Raw genomic sequence first — 17623 nt, forward strand, 5'->3', positions numbered from 1 at the left:
TTACCCTTTAAACTTATAGCCGATGCCTCTAACGGTGAGAATCAGTCTCGGATTTTTATCGTCGTCTTCTACTTTTTTGCGCAGTTGTCGCACGTGGACGTCCACTGTGCGCGTTTCCCCCATATAATCGTACCCCCATATGGTTTCAAGCAGTTCGTCTCGGGTAAATACTCTTCCAGGAGACTTCATCAATTTTTCGAGGAGTTCAAATTCCTTCAATGTCAGAAAAATCTCTTCACCATTTTTAAAAATTTGATGGGTTTTGACGCTGATGGACAGCCCCTCTTTTTGTATCTCATCCACAGCGGCTTCAGACGCCGTCTCCACCCGTGCCTTAGAGCGCCTCAGCACCGACTTTATACGGGAAATCAGCTCTCGTGTGCGAAAAGGCTTTCCTATATAGTCATCTGCCCCCATCTCCAAACCGATGACCGCATCGATTTCCTCGTTTTTTGCAGTCAGCATCATTACGGGGAGCAGCGGGTTAAGTGACTGCCGAATTTGACGGAGCACTTCAATGCCATCGATTCCCGGCAGCATTAAGTCTAAAATCACGGCATCGACTGCACAAGTTTTAAGAATCTCTACAGCGGCTTCGCCGGTTTCCGCTTCAACCACCTCGAACCCATTGCTTTCTAAATTGTATTTTAGAAGTTCCAAAATATGAATTTCATCATCTACAACCAGTATTTTTTGTTTGCTCATTTTGAACGCATCCTTCCTTTATGTTTTCTTTACCTTATTTTAACGCATCTTTGGCAGTTGGATGTTAAGTTTATGTTGGCTATTGGTTAAAATCATGTATAATAGAATCTGATGCTAAAATTTATACAATAGAGGAGGTTTGCATATGACCGATTTACGCATTCGCAACAACAAAGAATTCTATACCCTCTTGCTGACAATTATGCTACCTATCACCGTTCAAAACCTGATTTCTTCATCTCTTAACCTTGTGGACAACGTTATGATCGGACGGTTGGGCGAAGCGCCCATTGCCGCCGTTGGACTCGCTAACAAAGTATTCTTTTTAATGACGCTAATGCTCTTTGGAGCCAACAGCGGCGCCAGTATCTTTATTGCGCAGTACTGGGGTAAAAAAGACACCCAGCGCATTAAGAATGTCCTCGCTCTAGCCTTGGGCTTCAGTTTAATACTCAGCAGTGCCTTTTTTCTTTTGTCTTTTATTGCACCGCGCGCAGTGCTGGATTTGCTTTCTGACGACCCGGAAGTTATTACGCTTGGAAGCCAATACCTTCAAATCGTCTGTTTAAGCTTTCTCACCACCGCCATTAGCTTTGCCTACGGCGCGTCGTCGCGAAGTATCGGAAAACCCAAATTGCCTATGTACGCCAGCGCAATTTCGCTGGGGATTAATACGGTGCTGAACTGGGTGCTGATTTTCGGTTATCTGGGATTTGAGCCCATGGGGGTCAAAGGTGCCGCTATTGCGACACTTATCGCTCGATCAGTCGAAGTGACCATAATTGTCACACACATCTACCGGTCGACCCCAGAACTCGCCATTCGCATAAAAGATTTCTTCTCTGTGCCGAAGGCGTTGATTAAAGAGCTGATGATTAAAACCTTGCCCGTCATCTTAAATGAGACCTTTTGGGCGCTCGGCGTTACCGCCTACGCTTATTTTTACGCCAAAATAGGCACCGATGCCACGGCGACTGTCATGATTTCAGACACCGTCAGCAGCCTTTTCATGGTGCTCTGTTTTGGACTCGGCAACGCCTCTGCCATTATGATCGGCAACATTTTAGGTGAGAACAACATTGAAAAAGCCGTCGACTTCAACAAGAAGTTTCTCACACTTGGCGTCTTGGCCGGGGCCGTGGTCGGCGTGCTGATTATCGTGCTTTCACCGCCAATGGTTAAGGCGCTCTACAACCTCACAGAAGTTTCGACCCTAAACACCATTAAAACGCTGAGCGTTATGGCGCTGTTTATGCCGTTTAGATTTTACAACACCATTGTGATTATCGGTACACTGAGAAGTGGCGGCGACACGTTGTTCTCCATGCTCATTGAAATGGGCTGTGTCTGGGGCATCGGCGTCACCATGGCCTTCTTTGGCTCTGTGGTTTGGAAGTTGCCCGTCTACGTCGTCGTCGGACTCGTTTCTTTTGAAGAAGTGGCAAAGGCCATCCTGGGATTCCCGAGAATACGATCGAACAAATGGGCTAAGAACATCGTAGGCTAAGCCCATTCTGTGGAGATTTCAACACAAGTCTCCCCGCGTTCATTGGCGACAACTTGATAAACCCCTTGCCTTTGACCGAGCGCGTGCATTTGTGTACTGACGCTCGGTCTGCTGTTTTCGTGCATCTCTTTTTGGTAGCGAATGTGTAGCCCGCAGAGGCTTCTGGTATGGAAGTCTTCGTAAGTAAGGTGCATCAACGCATCAATTGCCCAGCGCAGATAAACGACGTTGTTGACGTGCTGGTTGATGTCGATATCCGAATAGACGACATTAAAATGGTGGTTGCTGGCAATCACCGCTTGTGCGTCGGGTTTTACAACTTTGTACGCCTTCGGCTTAACATGTTCTTCTATGCCGAAGCGCTCGCTGAACGCCTTCGGAATCGTCTGAGGTGCACGGGTCGTTTTGTGAAGGTAAGCCCACTTGCTCGTACCCGACGCAATCAATCTACCGTCCTCAGCATAGACTTCATACCGTCTGTAGGCGACAAACTTCCTAAAAAACAGAGGTTCTGTAATCACTTTTACTTTTTCGAGACCGACTTTTAGGGTATATACTTCTATGTCCCATGCGACGATGACCCAAAAACCTTCATCGCGCTTGCCGATAACAGATTCAAAGTGTCTCGTAGATATGTCTTGTAAGTGATAGAGCAACGCTGTGGGTTTCAAATGCTTAAACGCATCGAAATCACAGGTTTTTAAAGTGTATTCATAGGCATAACGGCGATTCATAAGTACCTCCAATGTCGATTGTTCGTAAGATATATTTATCATATCACTATGCTGTCGCAGTGTAAACGTCAATCCCATTGGAGGAGAACTGCATTCATTTGGAGGGTAAATATGAAATTTAAAAGCATTGCGTCACGACTTAGGGCGATTTTTATCGCCATTTTATTGGTGGTAACCGGTGCCCTAGGGTACCTCACTTTTACTCAAATCAAACAACAGAGAGACTTTGCCAAGGAAGATCTCGAAAAAGTTGTCTATCTGACAGAGACACTTGTCGAAGGCAGAATAAACGACGCAGAGGGTCTCGCCATTACCTTGGCACAAGATGAAAACGTCGTTTTTTCACTGGATCAGGGCAACCTGACTATGGTAAAGCGCACATTGGACCCCATCTATGCGGAACTGTCACAAAGCATGGGGATGCAAGTTCTCGAGGTCGGCGGTGCCGACGGGAAGGTGTTTTACCGGGCACACAACCCCGAGAAAAACGGCGACGATAAGTCTGACAACGGATCAATAGCCGCAGCGCTGAACGGCGAAAAAGTGGCCGGTACTGAAATGGGCTCCTCGGGGATAGCTATCCGCGGTTTTGTCCCCATTATCCGTTACGACGCTGTCATCGGCACCATGCAAGTGGGCTTTTCCGACGCCCTTTTCCAGCAGATTAAACAGACGACGGTTTCGGATATCGACATCTACAGCACTGAAAAACGCACCTTTACCACAGCGACGTCAGAAGATGCACAGCGCCTTATCTCCGAGCTTCCAGAAGACCTCCAGTCAAATCTTCAACGCGCGTTAAACGGTGAACGTCACGCCATTACCACTTGGTCAGAACTGGCCTATTTTATTCCCATCACTGAACCTGTCGGCGACGACATTATCGGTGCTTACCACATCACCTACTCCATGGCGGCCATCAATCGTAAAATTTTAACTGGGATTATTTTCGAAGCTTTCTGCATATTGATCGCCATCGGCATCATCACCTACGCATCGCGCACCATTAGCAAACAGGTGGTCAAACCCATCGCACACCTGTCCAATGAAGCCGGAAAAATTGCTCGTGGCAACCTACAAGTTGAACTGATGCAACTGAAGCAAAAAGACGAAATCGGTACATTGGCCGGCGCTTTTAACGAAATGGTCGAAGGCTTGAGGGCCCTTATTCTCACAGTAAATGACAACGCACAAACCATCGCCTCGACCTCACAGGAGCTCACGGCGACGACAGAGCAGTCGTCTGCAGCAGCAGATGAAGTGGCAAGAGCTGTACAAGACATAGCCGAAAGCGCTCTGGAGCAATCGCATGAAACTGAAAAAGGCGTCGAGAAGACCCGTGTTCTCAGCGAAACCATCCAAGGGGTCACCGCCAATATAGCCGAAATCAAAAATCAATTGACTTTGTTAAATGAACACAAAACCTCCGGCTTAAGCAGCATTGAAGCGCTTACCAGTCACAGTGGAGAAACCATCACCGCCATCGACTCCATACGCAAGACGACACATGAAACCAATGAAAGCTCCAAGCGCATTGGCGAGGCCAACCAGCTGATTGAAAGCATCGCCGAGCAAACGAACTTATTGGCGCTTAACGCGGCTATTGAAGCCGCCAGAGCCGGTGAAGCAGGCAGAGGCTTTTCTGTTGTCGCAGAAGAAATCAGAAAACTTGCCGAACAATCGACCCAATCTGCTAAAGAAATCAGCGACATGCTTAGAACACTTCAAGTCAACTCCAACGCTTCTGTTGAGACGATGACACATGTCCACGACATTATTCAAAAGCAAGTGGTGGGCATTCGAAAGACCGAAGGTGACTTCAACAACATTTCTGAAAGCATTGAAAGCGTAGACGCTATGATTGGTGAAACAGAAGGTGCCGTTCACCATATGGAAAGCAATCGCACAGACCTTCACGACATTGTCAGCAGGCTGTCGGAAATTGCACAACTCAACGCAGCTGGTACAGAAGAATCCGCGGCGTCCGTTGAAGAACAAGCCGCGTCTATCGAGGAAATCGCCAATTCAAGCGAAAGCCTTTCGCTAATTGCACAAGAGCTTATGGGCAGAATTCAGAAATTCAAAGTGTAGAGACTTTACAAAAGCGTCCGTCAAAATCCTCGACGGACGCTTTTAGTTTCAAAAAAACAACTTGAACTGCCCAAAGGTTTGTGGTATAGTTTTTTAGAACAAATTGCATAGTCGATGCTTTTTAATTTGGTCCTGTGAGGCTAAGAAGAGAAGATCCCAATCTTCTCCCAACTATTATTCACTTTAGGGGAGGTTTTTTTATGTCTACAAACGCATACGTCCAGTCACCGACGACGTCAACACTAAAAGATGCAAGGAATTTTATTTTAGGCCTTCAACATCTTATTGCCATGTTTGGCGCAACGGTACTCGTTCCCATTCTAACTGGATTCAACCCATCGGTTGCACTCTTCAGCGCCGGTGTCGGCACCTTAATTTTCCACTTTTGCACCAACTTCAAAGTTCCGGTTTTCTTAGGTTCTTCATTTGCATTTATTCCACTTATTATACAAGTAAAAGAGATGTCCGGTGGCGATCTGGCCTATGCACAAGGCGGTATGATTGTCGCGGGTCTTATTTATGTGCTGATGTCGATTGCTGTACGCTTTGTCCGCGTCGAAACCATCCGACGCTTTTTACCGGCTCAGGTAGTCGGTCCCATGATTGTGGTCATCGGTTTGAAGCTGATTCCAGTTGCTTACGGCATGGCCAGCAGCCAATTTTTACTGGCGGGCATCGCCCTTGGAACAGCACTTGTAATCAACTTATTCGGTAAAGGCTTTGTCAAGCAACTGGCCATCCTCATTGCCATCGTCGTCAGCTACAGCATTGCCGCGGCAATAGGCGCAATTGATTACACGGCCATCACCGGTGCCAAAACCTTCGGACTGCCGGCATTCACACTGCCAAAATTCAGCCTTGAAGCCATCTTTATAATCGCGCCGGTCGTTATCGCCGTCTTTATGGAGCACATCGGCGATATCACCACGAACGGCACCGTGGTCGGGAAAAACTTTATCGCAGACCCCGGTCTTCACAGAACGCTTCTCGGAGACGGTATCGCAACGATTTTCGCAGGATTTATCGGTGGCCCGGCGAACACGACTTACGGTGAAAACACAGGGGTTTTGGCACTGACTAAGAACTACAACCCCGGTGTTCTAAGAATTGCAGCGGTCTTCGCCATTGTTCTCAGCCTCGTGGGTAAAATCGGCGGCGTTCTCGCCTCTATTCCTACAGCAATCATCGGCGGCATCAGCTTTATGCTCTTTTCAATGATTGCCATTGTCGGCGTGAACACCATTAGAACCAGTGCGGTTAAATTTAATATCAAGAACAGCCTGATTATAGCGACGATTCTTTTTATCGGTCTCACACCGGCGTACGCACCGGCTATTGCACCGACACTCGCTATTCCAGGGACTGCTGTGGCACTTTCAGACTTGAGTTTGGCAGCCCTCGTCGGCATCTTGCTCAACGCAGTTCTCAACTTTAAAGCACCTGCTCAAGAAACCGCGTAATATCGGAAACTCATAATAACAAACGCCCTCTCGCAAGTCAAATAGCGAGAGGGCGTTTTTATGTCGGGTGTATTTAAAGGCTGTTCACAGAAAAGCGATTGGCAATACGCACAAGTGTTTCAACACTCTTTTCAATGGCATCGTCGGGAATACCGCTGTACGGGAAAACCAAGATACCGCTGTCGAGGTAATTGTCCGCCCCCTCCAACGTCAGCCCTCTCTCCCGCGCTTCGGCGAGCAGCCCTTCTACGTCGGTTCCCCGCTTAAAGGCCAGCACAACGTGTAGACCGGATTCTTTTCCCACCAGTGTAAAGTCCTCGCTGTCGTACCCTTTAAACGCTTCCACCAACAAACTGTTTTTACGCGCATAGTGCTTGCGGATGCGGCGGATATGCTTGTCGAAATACCCCTCTTGCATAAACTGCGCCAGAGTCAATTGTTCGATTTTTGAGACCGACTGCGAGTAGCGCCCTTTTATCGCATGATACGCATCTAATAAGCTGTCCGGCAACACCATAAAACTGATTCTAAGAGCCGGTGTCAGCAGCTTTGAAAAGGAGCCGACATAGATGACCCCCAGCCCTTTGCTGAGGCCCTGAAGTGCCGGAACCGGATGTCCCTCGTACCTCAAAAGGCTGTCGTAGTCGTCTTCTATAACGTACGACCGGTTTTTAGCGGCCCACTCCAGTAGATGAAAGCGCTTTTGTATCGGCATGACGCTTCCCGTTGGATACTGATGTGACGGCGATACATAAACCATTTTAACAGGCAACTTTTCAAGCTCTTTGACATCGATGCCGTCGGCGTACACCGGCACGCGGTGCGTGGTGTAACCGTAGTCCTGAAAGATGTACAAGCCTTTGGAAAATCCCGGGTACTCAAAGGCAATTTCATCGGACTTTGCGTCAAACATCGTCGCAATTAAACCGAACAAATACTGTATCCCCGCCCCTACGACAATTTGTTCCGGCGTGCAGACACCGCCGCGGGTCGTGTGAATAAACTTGGCAATTTCCTGTCTCAGCGCATACTCCCCTTGCCCATCACCATAAGTGAGCAGGTCGTGGGTACGGTATTCCAGAACGCGATTGGTCACTTTTTTCCATTCGTTAAACGGAAAGCTCTCTTCTTCTATGCCGTCAGTGCGCATTTCTAAGCGCTTCGGTACGACGGCAGACGGTTGAGTGCGTTCACTTTTAAACCAAGAGATGTCGTAGCGTTCCAAGGCGTTGACATAATACCCGCTTTTAATACGACTTTCAATGTACCCCTCGACAACCAGTTGGTTGTAGGCGCTTTCTATTGTCGATTTGCTCACCCCGAGCGTGTCGGACATAGCGCGAATAGAAGGGAGTTTTAGCCCCTTTTCGAGAGTGCCTTTTAAAATCTCCTCTCTTATAAAGTCGTAAATCTGTACATACTTCGGCCGGTTGCTCTTTTCGTCAATCGGTATCAGCCATCCTGTCATTTCTGTCCCTCCGATACTGGATTAATTAGGCATTTTTCTTAGGTCAATTATACCCTATGACGCACCTGTAGACAACATTTGTTGTGATTCGGCGTTTTTTTTGATATATTAGAGCCATATCAACAACTTATAGGAGATCTTATGGAAAAAATATTGATTGCTGAAGACGAAAGTAAAATCAGCCGAATCATCGATTTACAGCTCAAACACGTCGGGTACGATACCACGGTAGTCGACAACGGCAAGCGGGCTCTGGAATGCCTGGCGCACGAATCTTTTGACCTCGTTTTACTCGATGTGATGATGCCCGTCATGGACGGTATAGAAGCTTGCCGAGAAATAAAAACGCTCTACCCCGACATCAAGGTTATTATGCTCACCGCCAAAGACGATATCGGCGATGTCATCACCGGACTCGATTCCGGTGCCGATGACTACGTGACAAAACCCTTCATCTTCGAAGAGCTTCACGCGAGAATACGCGCCAATATCAGGAAGACTGTCAAGCCATCAAAAGCAAATGCCAGCGAAAACGCTTTGGCTTTTTTAGACCTCAAAATCAACACCACCACTTTTGAAGTGTATCGTCAAGACCAATTGATTACCCTCTCTAAAACGGAGTTTGATTTGCTCAACTATTTGGTACTCAACAAAGAGATTGTTTTAAGCCGAGAGCAAATTCTCAACCACGTTTGGGGATACGATTACTTTGGTGGCCTCAACATTGTCGACGTCTACATCAAATACCTACGCGATAAAGTTGACCGCCCTTACGAACGCAAATTGATTCATACAGTGAGAGGACGCGGATACGTTGTTAAATAAAATTTACCAGCGCTTCAGACGCTTTAAACTGACGACGCGTATCGCCATAACCAATCTGATTTTGTTTGTGACCTTGCTCATGCTCATCTACTTTTTGGTTTCTCTACTAACCAAGCAATTTATCTTTATGAAAAATCGCGATGAGCTCCTCGACAAGCAACGGCAGATTAACGAATACCTCGCTCAGGACAAAGCGCTTTTTGAAGGTGAAGAACCCAAAGAAAAAATTCATAAAATCAGCCAAACGCTTTCGGAAATTCGCTTATTTGAAAGCTCACAGTTCATCCTATTCATCCACGATAACTCGACGTTGAACTCGTATTACTACGATCCCAACTACTACAAAGACCGTCTGCAGCCCTATGTACCTTTTGAGATTAAAAATATGAACCTCGTCACCACTTATGGTGAACGCCTCATTGGCGATACTTTTCCCCATGCGTTTTTAAAGTTTGATATTTTACACAGTTTTGACGGCTTTGACTACAAGAACGTCTTTACAGGCACTTTACCGTTGCCTAATGCCGGCATGAGCAGTGCCGTTCAATCCATACGCATCGGAAAAGAAGATCTGTGGTACAGCACGCTAAGAATGGGCTTTGAAGACGGTGACACCGTGTTTATCACGCTCTTTTTGACGCCGCAACTGGACCTGAGTTTTTTAACCAGCTTGAGGACGGCGCTGATACTGGGGAGCACCATCAGTGTTTTTATCATCTTTTTCTTCGGAAAAGCTTTAACCAAACGGGCGCTCCGACCGCTAGTGGATCTCTCTTACATCTCGCAAAGCATCGACAACGAGACCCTTAACTACCGCATTCCCACTAGTGGTTCCAACGATGAAGTCGATACGCTGATTAAAAGCCTCAACTTAATGCTCGACAACTTAGAAAAGTCGTTTAACACGCAGCAGCGCTTTGTATCAGACGCCTCCCACGAGCTTCGAATCCCCTTGACAATCATCTTAGGGTACACAGACCTTTTGAAAAATATCGGCAAGGACGACCCGGAATTGCTTGCGGAATCTCTGAGCGCTATAGAAGACGAAGCTAAAAATATGAACCAGTTGGTGGAACGCCTCCTCTTAATTGCGCGGCTCGAAAACAACCGCTTAACTGCCAATCTCGAAGAAATCGACTTGCTTCTCTTTATGAAGAAACTCAAGTACGAGTGCCAGAAGATCTACAAAGACCGAGATTTCATCTTTCAAATGCAATACAAAGACGGTCTCTACGGCGACGGCGAGTTGCTGAAGCAAATTATGCGCGCCCTCATAGAAAATGCGGTTAAATACGCACCGGAATCGGACATACACATACGCACTTACGAGGAGAAGGATACCCTCGTCATCGCAGTGGTGGACTTTGGCCCCGGGATTCCCAGTGCAGAACTGCCACTGCTCACCAACCGCTTTTACAGGGTAAGTGCCGACCGCAACCGCACGACTGGCGGCACAGGCCTCGGCCTCTCCATTGTCAACGCACTTTTAAAAGTGCACCACGGCTACCTTCAGATTGAAAGTCAAGAAGGCAAGGGCACGGTGATGAAATGCGTTTTTCCAAAGACTTAACCTTCAGTTTATGTTGTGAAAGCTGTTTCAAGCGCACGAAAAAGCAATAGTTTTTCGAACAGTGCGCATACTCTAAACCTCATCTGAAACAAAGACCCGTCTCTAACGATGGTCTTTGTTTTTTAATGTGCTCTCGACGCACAACGTCGGCGCCGTTACTATGCCCCCCAAAAAAGCCTAAAGCCCCTTTAAAAAACGGGCTCCTGCTATTTTTTCGATATGCCAACGGTACTTGTCCGGCAACTCTTTGTCTACAGCAATCACACGAACGACAGCTGCTTATGGCAATCCCCGCGATTAAGAATCACTTGCTTTATGTGCGCCACAATAAAATACAGCACACATTGCTAAAAATGAAACACCATACACCAATGCCGTGGAGATTCTCGCAAACAAAGCCATCAACCCGACAAGTGGTAAATAATAAAATTGAGTTGCGACACCTACGACGTTTGACCAATAATGTCCCAAAATAACCACTTGGTACAAAAGCAACAGCAGCACCGCAAAGGCCATTGCGTTGCCGATAAGAAACGCCGACTTTTTATTTTCAACGAGTTTATTCGAAAACCGTCCAACAAAGAACCAAGCGATTAGAAAAGCGATGCCAATCCCTTTATAAGGCAGCACATGTTCATAAAAGATATCTGTCGCCAAGACATTTATAAAACTCCCTAGGAAAAACGGAATACTCCCAATCAACAGCAAAATCGCCTTTTTCATTTGCCCCTCCTTCTCTCTAAGTCAACATACATTTCATCCCCTATACGTCTCTAAGTTTCTACTAAATACATCATCTGGTGCCATATCTCGTTATTGTCTCGTTCACAACAAAAAAACGGCACAACTTCTTTTCAAAATTGTGCCGGTTCTTTGATAGTGAATTCTTTTATTAAGTTGCTATAAAATCATCATGCTAGAAGGTAAAACCTCTATTTTTTATAAGTTGCTGCCAACTTTTCAAAAGCAGGTAACGAGCGGTGGATCATCTCTAAATCCACGCAATAAGAAATTCTAAAGTGTCCCGGGTAGCCAAAACCACTTCCTGGAACGAGTAGAATGTTGTGCTTTTTCGCTTCCATAACGAACTCGACATCGTCTTCGCAAAGCGCTTTCGGGAAGAAATAGAAGGCGCCGTCCGGTTTGACGATTTCAAAGCCGAGGTCTACCAAATGCTTGTAAAGCAAGTCTCTTCTCGTCTGATATTCTTGAATATCCACAGTTTCATCAATGGCGTCAGCAGTTACTTTCTGCCAAAGAGCCGGTGCGTTGACAAATCCCAGCGTTCTGTTGGCAAATGCGAGACCGCTCATTAAAAGCTCGACGTCTGCAATTTTGCTGTTCACTGCAATATAACCAATGCGCTCTCCTGCGAGACCGAGAGATTTTGAATACGAGTTGACGATAATGGAATTTTCAAAGATGTTATGGATATTCGGCACCTTGTGACCTTCGTACACAAGGGCTTTGTACGGCTCATCTGATAAGACGTAGATGGCGTGGCCGTATTCATTTTCTTTTTTCTTTACGATAGCGGCCATCTCTTTGAGTAGGGCCTCTGAGTAAATCACACCCGTCGGATTGTTTGGCGAATTGATCATTACCGCACGGGTCTTTTCTGTAATCGCCGCTTCAAAGGCGCCTAAGTCCGGTTCAAATGTTTTGTCATCTGCTTTGACGACCACTGGGACGCCGTTGTGATTTTTAATGTAGAAGTTGTATTCCGCAAAGTAAGGCGCAATGATAATGACTTCTTGTCCAAAATCTAAGATGGTTCTCAGGACGACGTTGATACCGCCTGCCGCTCCGACAGTCATTAAGACGTGTTCGCTGCCAATTGGCTTTTCAATATCTTTATTAATTGAGTTCGCTACTTTTTGACGAACTTCTTTATAACCTGCGTTGTCCATATAGCGGTGCGCGCCGGGTTCATCGGCATTGACCACTTCTTTTAATTTATCGATAACGGATTTTGGGGGTTCAAAATATGGATTGCCCAAACTGTAGTCGTATACATTGTCTTCGCCATAAGCCGCTTTTAATTTTGCGCCTTCGACGAACATCTTTCTAATCCATGATGCATTTTGTAAATTTTCTTGAATGACTTTTGAAATCATATCAACGCCCTCCTTATATTTTCGCTACAATGCATTTGCTTTCATTATAACATGAATTCCGGGTTTTGCAATTTTTTTGTACCGTTTAAAATTTTTTAACAACCCTTTGTGGAGAACTTGCGCTTGACAGCGGTTTTGTTTTCCTATAAAATTGCTATGATACTAGGTGCCTCAACTGAGGAGAATAGGGAATTAGGACGAGCCTAAGCGAACCCATCACTGTGTTGCGTAGAAGGTGTACACGATGCCACTGCCCTCGGGCGGGAAGGCGTACCCCCTCGGAGACGCTGAGCCAGGAGACCTGCCTATTATCGGCAAATTGAGCGACGGTAAAGCCCATTGCCCCCAAAGGGGGTAGTGGGCTTTTTTTAGTGAGACCCCTGTCTTTCTCCAAAGGGCGTCGACGTGCTAATAAGCCGCGCGTATTTGTAATTCATATAAAGGGGCGTATAATATGTATACACTAAACAACTGTTTAAAACAAATTGAGTCTGTAGATTTGGAAATGGCGGCGCACGTGAGAGCTCGCGTCGACCAATTGATTAAACCTCAAGGCTCTATGGGGACAATAGAGGAAATCGCCGTTCGCCTGTCGGGCATTATGCGGACGCCTTTTCCACGAATTGAACACACCGCTGTAATCGTTATGTGCGGGGATCACGGTGTTTGCGAAGAACACGTCGCCTCGGCACCTCAGCCGGTGACACTCATGCAAGCCATTAATATGACCAAAGGCCTTACAGGAATAGGCGCACTCACCAAAGCATTTGGCAGCCGACTCTATACCGTAGATATCGGAATCAACTCCGAGAAGGTGCCCTACGATGCCATTATCAATCGAAAAATCAAATACGGGACTGCCAACATGACGCAAACTGCTGCGATGACGAGAACTGAAGCCATAAAAGCCTTGGAAGTCGGCATTGAAATGGCACATACTGCCGTCGAAAATGGGGCTCACCTATTGGGCACAGGGGAAATGGGCATTGGCAACACCACACCTTCCACAGCTATTTTATCTGTTTTAACTGGTGAATCGCCTGAAGTGCTCACAGGTATGGGCGCGAACTTCCCCGAACATCTGATTCCCCACAAGGCGCAAGTTATTAAACGCGCTCTGCTGAGGAACACACCGGATCCCACGGATGCGCTAGACGTCCTTTCAAAAGTCGGGGGCTTAGATATTGCAGGAATGGCCGGCGTCATGCTCGGTGGCGCCCAGCTTAAAGTCCCCGTGGTTATCGACGGGTACATCTCCACAGTGGCAGCGCTTGTCGCCTGTGCACTGGAGCCGAAAGTCAAAGAGTACCTCTTTGCCTCTCATGTTTCCCTTGAAAAAGGGGCGGCGCTTGCAACTGAGCGCCTTGGCCTAAAACCGTTTCTCGACCTCAACATGAGGCTGGGGGAAGGGAGTGGCGCCATAATGGCCTTTAACGCCTTTCAAGCCGCGTGTGCAATGAATGCCCATATGATTACCTTTGAAGAAGCGGGGTTTGGCGTCGTCTAGTGTACCGGCGCTTACTAAAGGCGGTACAGAGACGCGTCATTTAACCCCAGCTACTAATTTAAAACTTATACAAAGCAACTAAAAAAACTGACCGCTTATTCTGAAAGACTTATAAGTCCTTCAGATAAGGGGTCAGTTTCAATTCAATAAGCTGTCTCTTTTAGGCTCTATTTAACTTTGTAAATCCAACCTTCAGGTGCCTCTACTTCTCCGAATTGGATACCTACGAGCGTATCGTAAAGCTTCTTAGTCACAGGGCCAACTTCTGTTTCGCTGTGGAAGACGTGAAGTTTGCCGCCGACTTCAATGCCGCCGATAGGTGAAATAACAGCTGCAGTACCGCAGGCGCCAGCTTCGATAAACTCGTCGAGTCCGTCTACACGGCAGTCGCGTTCTTCAACAGTCATTTTTAAGTAGTGCTCCGCCAAGTGCATTAATGAGTACTTGGTGATACTCGGCAAGATTGACGGTGATTTTGGCGTCACAAATTTATTGTCTTTTGTAATACCAAAGAAGTTTGCCGCACCGACTTCTTCAATTTTAGTGTGTGTTGCAGGATCTAAATAAATACAATCTGCGAAGCCTCTTTGAACAGCTTCTTCATGAGGCAATAAGCTTCCCGCATAGTTACCGCCAACTTTTGCAGCGCCTGTACCGTGTGGTGCAGCTCTGTCCATATCCGCAATCATAAAGTTAACCGGTGACATGCCGCCTTTAAAATATGCGCCAACCGGTACACAGAAGATACCAAACATGAATTCCGGTGCCGGTTTAACGCCGAGGTTATGTCCAACGCCAATTACATATGGTCGAAGGTATAAAGACGCGCCGGTGCCGTATGGCGGTACAAAGTGTTCATTTGCTTTAACAACTTGCATACAAGCATCAATAAATTTATCAACTGGAACTTCAGGCATTAAAATACGGCGACAGCTTCTGTTAAGACGCTTGCCATTTTCATCAGGTCTGAACAACTGAATTTCTCCGCTTGGTGTTCTATAGGCCTTTAGACCTTCAAAACACTGCTGTCCATAGTGAATCGCCGTAGAGGCTTCACTAATAGAAATCATGTTGTCCTCTACCAATTTGCCTTCGTCCCATGCGCCATCTTTCCAGATTGACACATAGCGTAGGTCCGTCTTATAATAGCCAAACCCCAAATTGTTCCAATCGATATCGACTTGCTTTTTCATCTTCCAAGCTCCTTTCACTTTTTTGCCCGTACGACATGTTGCCGCCGGGCGCTTGACCCATCGGCGTTTCACTAGCCGACGGTTTTGTGTAAAACGCTTTCTTGGAAAAAGGTTACCCACAGCTATTATATAATAGTCTCAGACAATTTACCAGTGCGATGTACAAATATAAAACCTTTATAACAAATTTATAGCATTTCAAAGACCCTTGTTGCCCGCTCTGTTCAATCGCTGTATGATGGCTGTATATACACGATATGGAGGCTCTATATGAATTTGAAAAGTTTGACCATCGGCACACTTTCTGTGCGCTACCCTATTGTTTTAGGTGCCATGGGTATCGGCGTCACGCGGTCGGGTCTCGCCAGCGCCGTTACCAATGCAGGCGGTCTCGGCGTGCTCTCCGGCGTCAATCTCGGGTACGCGGAAAGCGACTTTAAAACCAACAGACTCGAAGCCAATCTGCGCGCCCTCAAGCGCGAAATTATAAAGGCAAAAGAAAAGACAAAGAACGGCGTGCTCGGCGTCAACTTTATGGTGGCGATGAACGCCTATGCAGAACACGTTGTGACCGCAGTTAAAGAAGGTGTCGATCTCATCGTTTCAGGTGCTGGACTCCCCACGGAACTCCCGGCATTTGTCAAAAACAGCGCCACTAAACTCGCGCCTATTGTTTCTTCTGCCAAGGCCTGCGCACTCTTGACTAAAGTATGGGACCGCAACTACCAAACCGTTCCAGATGCCATTGTTCTAGAGGGCATTGAGGCCGGAGGGCACCTCGGTTTTAAGCTCAAAGAGCTCCAAGAAGAAACATACAATTACAAGATGTGCATTGAAGAAATCAAGAAAATTTTAACCCCCTACGAAGAAAAATACCATAAAAAAATACCGATTATCGTCGCCGGGGGCATCTTCGACGGCAAGGACATTGCAGAAGCCATTCATGCCGGCGCCTCAGGTGTACAGATGGCCACGCGTTTTGTCGCCACACACGAATGCGACGCACATGAGAACTTTAAAAAGCTCTACGTGTCTGCAAAGGCAACTGATACTGAGATTATTATCAGCCCTGTGGGTATGCCAGGACGCGCCATTGTCACCCCTTTAATCGGCAAATTAAAAGAAGGCATAAAGCCTCCTATTCGTTACTGCGTCGATTGTCTGAGAACATGCGACCCCAAGACCACCCCTTATTGTATTTCAAACGCGCTTATTGAAGCGGTAAACGGTCATGTGGACACCGGTCTTTTCTTCGCCGGTAAGAACGTTCACAAAGTCAAAGAAATCGTCTCTGTGGAAGCGCTTATGTCAACCCTCGTACAAGAGGCGGCTAGAACCACACTCTAATTTCTCTTTGGGCACTGTACACGCTGTCGGAACCGTGAACCAGATTCTCGGTGATGTCACAGCCGTAATGCCCCCTTATACTGCCGCAGTCCGCTTTTTTAAAATCGGTGGCGCCGTTGATTTGCCTCACGCGCGCCACTGCTTCATTGCCGGAAAGCACCATGGCGACTACGGGTCCCGATTGCATAAACGCCGACAGATCACCATAGAATGGCTTGTCGATATGTTCAGCGTAATGCTCTTTTAATACGGTTTCCGATGGTACCGTCCACTTCATTTTTTCAATTTCAAGTCCAGCCGCTTCATACCGATGAATAATCGTACCTATAAGCCCGCGCTTGACAGCATCCGGTTTAATCAATACCAATGTCTTCTCTGCTTTTTTCCCCGCCACTGTTAACCTCCTCATTTTTCATGGGTTTTCAATTTTTCTACCCCGTAATCGACGATACTAACAACTTTTTGGTTAACCTAAGCAAATTCAAAGTTGACAATCGACCGTCATCCCCTTATACTATTAGCGAATACCAATCTATAAGGAGTGAATTATGAAGACTAGAGAACTTACAGTTGTTGCACTTTTTGCAGCTATTATCGTCGTCCTTGCGGCAATTCCGCCTATTCCACTGCCCTTTTCACCGGTGCCAATCACCTTGCAAACCCTTGGCGTCTTTTTGTGTGCCGCTCTTCTAGGGGCCAAACTCGGCGCTTTGTCTGTTTTGGTTTATGTGCTGCTCGGCGCTTTGGGGCTCCCTGTTTTTTCTGGTGGTGCAGGTGGTATTGGCATAATTGCCGGACCGACGGGGGGTTACCTCATCGGCTTTGTCATCGGCGCTTTTGCATCGGGCTATTTGATAGAAAAATCCAAGGAAAGGCACCTTGTTTACGACGTGGGCGCCATGCTCGTCGGCCTCGCCATAATTTATTTAATCGGAACGGTTCACTTGGCCGTTAATCTGGACATCGATTTTGTAAAAGCCTTGAAAATAGGGTCGTTGCCCTATATTCCACTGGACCTCATCAAAATGGGTATCGCCGTGGCGCTTGCCAGACCTGTTAGAAGACGCCTTAAAGTTCAGTTGAATGGTGCACAATAACT

The 17623-nt window shown here is 46.8% G+C and carries 15 protein-coding genes and 1 riboswitch; of the genes, 8 read left to right on the forward strand and 7 right to left on the reverse strand.

The window, feature by feature from the left end; translation table 11 throughout:
• On the reverse strand, positions 1-705 hold the full coding sequence (locus tag ACR6HW_RS06485; RefSeq protein ID WP_455730332.1) for a response regulator: 705 nt from the start codon (positions 703-705) through the stop codon (positions 1-3).
• A 145-nt stretch (positions 706-850) separates the two neighbouring features.
• Between ACR6HW_RS06485 and ACR6HW_RS06490 the strand changes: the two genes are divergently transcribed.
• The gene (locus ACR6HW_RS06490; protein ID WP_455730333.1) at positions 851-2212 is read left to right on the forward strand and encodes an MATE family efflux transporter; all 1362 of its coding nucleotides are present in this window, start codon (positions 851-853) and stop codon (positions 2210-2212) included.
• Here ACR6HW_RS06490 and ACR6HW_RS06495 read toward each other — a convergent pair.
• The gene (locus ACR6HW_RS06495) at positions 2209-2946 is read right to left on the reverse strand and encodes an acyl-[acyl-carrier-protein] thioesterase (protein ID WP_455730334.1); all 738 of its coding nucleotides are present in this window, start codon (positions 2944-2946) and stop codon (positions 2209-2211) included. The genes ACR6HW_RS06490 and ACR6HW_RS06495 overlap by 4 nt on opposite strands.
• Before the next feature lie 111 nt (positions 2947-3057).
• Here ACR6HW_RS06495 and ACR6HW_RS06500 point away from each other — a divergent pair, with 111 nt between their 5' ends.
• Together ACR6HW_RS06500 and ACR6HW_RS06505 are read left to right on the forward strand one after the other, a co-directional pair.
• Positions 3058-5037 carry a methyl-accepting chemotaxis protein gene (locus tag ACR6HW_RS06500; protein WP_455730335.1) on the forward strand — a complete coding sequence of 660 codons (1980 nt, stop codon included), beginning with the start codon at positions 3058-3060 and terminating at the stop codon, positions 5035-5037.
• A 200-nt stretch (positions 5038-5237) separates the two neighbouring features.
• Positions 5238-6497 carry a uracil-xanthine permease family protein gene (locus ACR6HW_RS06505; protein ID WP_455730336.1) on the forward strand — a complete coding sequence of 420 codons (1260 nt, stop codon included), beginning with the start codon at positions 5238-5240 and terminating at the stop codon, positions 6495-6497.
• A 73-nt stretch (positions 6498-6570) separates the two neighbouring features.
• On the opposite strand, the gene pdxR is transcribed toward ACR6HW_RS06505, so the two are convergent.
• Positions 6571-7965 carry a MocR-like pyridoxine biosynthesis transcription factor PdxR gene (pdxR, locus tag ACR6HW_RS06510; protein WP_455730337.1) on the reverse strand — a complete coding sequence of 465 codons (1395 nt, stop codon included), beginning with the start codon at positions 7963-7965 and terminating at the stop codon, positions 6571-6573.
• 141 nt (positions 7966-8106) lie between these two features.
• On the opposite strand from pdxR, the gene ACR6HW_RS06515 reads away from it, so the two are divergent.
• Positions 8107-8790 (forward strand): response regulator transcription factor, encoded by a 684-nt coding sequence (locus tag ACR6HW_RS06515; RefSeq protein WP_455730338.1) that lies wholly within the window; start codon positions 8107-8109, stop codon positions 8788-8790.
• The gene (locus ACR6HW_RS06520; protein WP_455730339.1) at positions 8780-10360 is read left to right on the forward strand and encodes a sensor histidine kinase; all 1581 of its coding nucleotides are present in this window, start codon (positions 8780-8782) and stop codon (positions 10358-10360) included. The genes ACR6HW_RS06515 and ACR6HW_RS06520 overlap by 11 nt, the downstream gene beginning before the upstream one ends.
• Before the next feature lie 297 nt (positions 10361-10657).
• Here the strand turns inward: ACR6HW_RS06520 and ACR6HW_RS06525 are convergent, their stop codons facing one another.
• Together ACR6HW_RS06525 and ACR6HW_RS06530 are read right to left on the reverse strand one after the other, a co-directional pair.
• Positions 10658-11083 (reverse strand): hypothetical protein, encoded by a 426-nt coding sequence (locus ACR6HW_RS06525; RefSeq protein WP_455730340.1) that lies wholly within the window; start codon positions 11081-11083, stop codon positions 10658-10660.
• Positions 11084-11292: 209 nt separating this feature from the next.
• A complete protein-coding gene (locus ACR6HW_RS06530) occupies positions 11293-12477 on the reverse strand; it encodes a pyridoxal phosphate-dependent aminotransferase (RefSeq protein WP_455730341.1) in 1185 nt (394 codons plus the stop codon).
• Positions 12478-12624: 147 nt separating this feature from the next.
• Positions 12625-12800: riboswitch (cobalamin riboswitch) on the forward strand.
• Between the two features lie 131 nt (positions 12801-12931).
• On the opposite strand from ACR6HW_RS06530, the gene cobT reads away from it, so the two are divergent.
• Positions 12932-13984 (forward strand): nicotinate-nucleotide--dimethylbenzimidazole phosphoribosyltransferase, encoded by a 1053-nt coding sequence (cobT, locus tag ACR6HW_RS06535; RefSeq protein ID WP_455730342.1) that lies wholly within the window; start codon positions 12932-12934, stop codon positions 13982-13984.
• Between the two features lie 167 nt (positions 13985-14151).
• On the opposite strand, the gene ACR6HW_RS06540 is transcribed toward cobT, so the two are convergent.
• On the reverse strand, positions 14152-15177 hold the full coding sequence (locus tag ACR6HW_RS06540; protein WP_455730343.1) for a branched-chain amino acid aminotransferase: 1026 nt from the start codon (positions 15175-15177) through the stop codon (positions 14152-14154).
• 270 nt (positions 15178-15447) lie between these two features.
• On the opposite strand from ACR6HW_RS06540, the gene ACR6HW_RS06545 reads away from it, so the two are divergent.
• Complete coding sequence (locus tag ACR6HW_RS06545) at positions 15448-16524, forward strand: NAD(P)H-dependent flavin oxidoreductase (RefSeq protein WP_455730344.1); 1077 nt, start codon at positions 15448-15450, stop codon at positions 16522-16524.
• On the opposite strand, the gene ndk is transcribed toward ACR6HW_RS06545, so the two are convergent.
• Positions 16508-16918 carry a nucleoside-diphosphate kinase gene (gene ndk, locus ACR6HW_RS06550; RefSeq protein ID WP_455730345.1) on the reverse strand — a complete coding sequence of 137 codons (411 nt, stop codon included), beginning with the start codon at positions 16916-16918 and terminating at the stop codon, positions 16508-16510. The genes ACR6HW_RS06545 and ndk overlap by 17 nt on opposite strands.
• 154 nt (positions 16919-17072) lie before the next feature.
• On the opposite strand from ndk, the gene ACR6HW_RS06555 reads away from it, so the two are divergent.
• Positions 17073-17621, forward strand: a complete 549-nt coding sequence (locus ACR6HW_RS06555) for a biotin transporter BioY (protein ID WP_455730346.1) — start codon at positions 17073-17075, stop codon at positions 17619-17621.
• Positions 17622-17623: the final 2 nt, after the last annotated feature.

The sequence above is a fragment of the Fusibacter sp. JL298sf-3 genome (genome assembly GCF_053842995.1).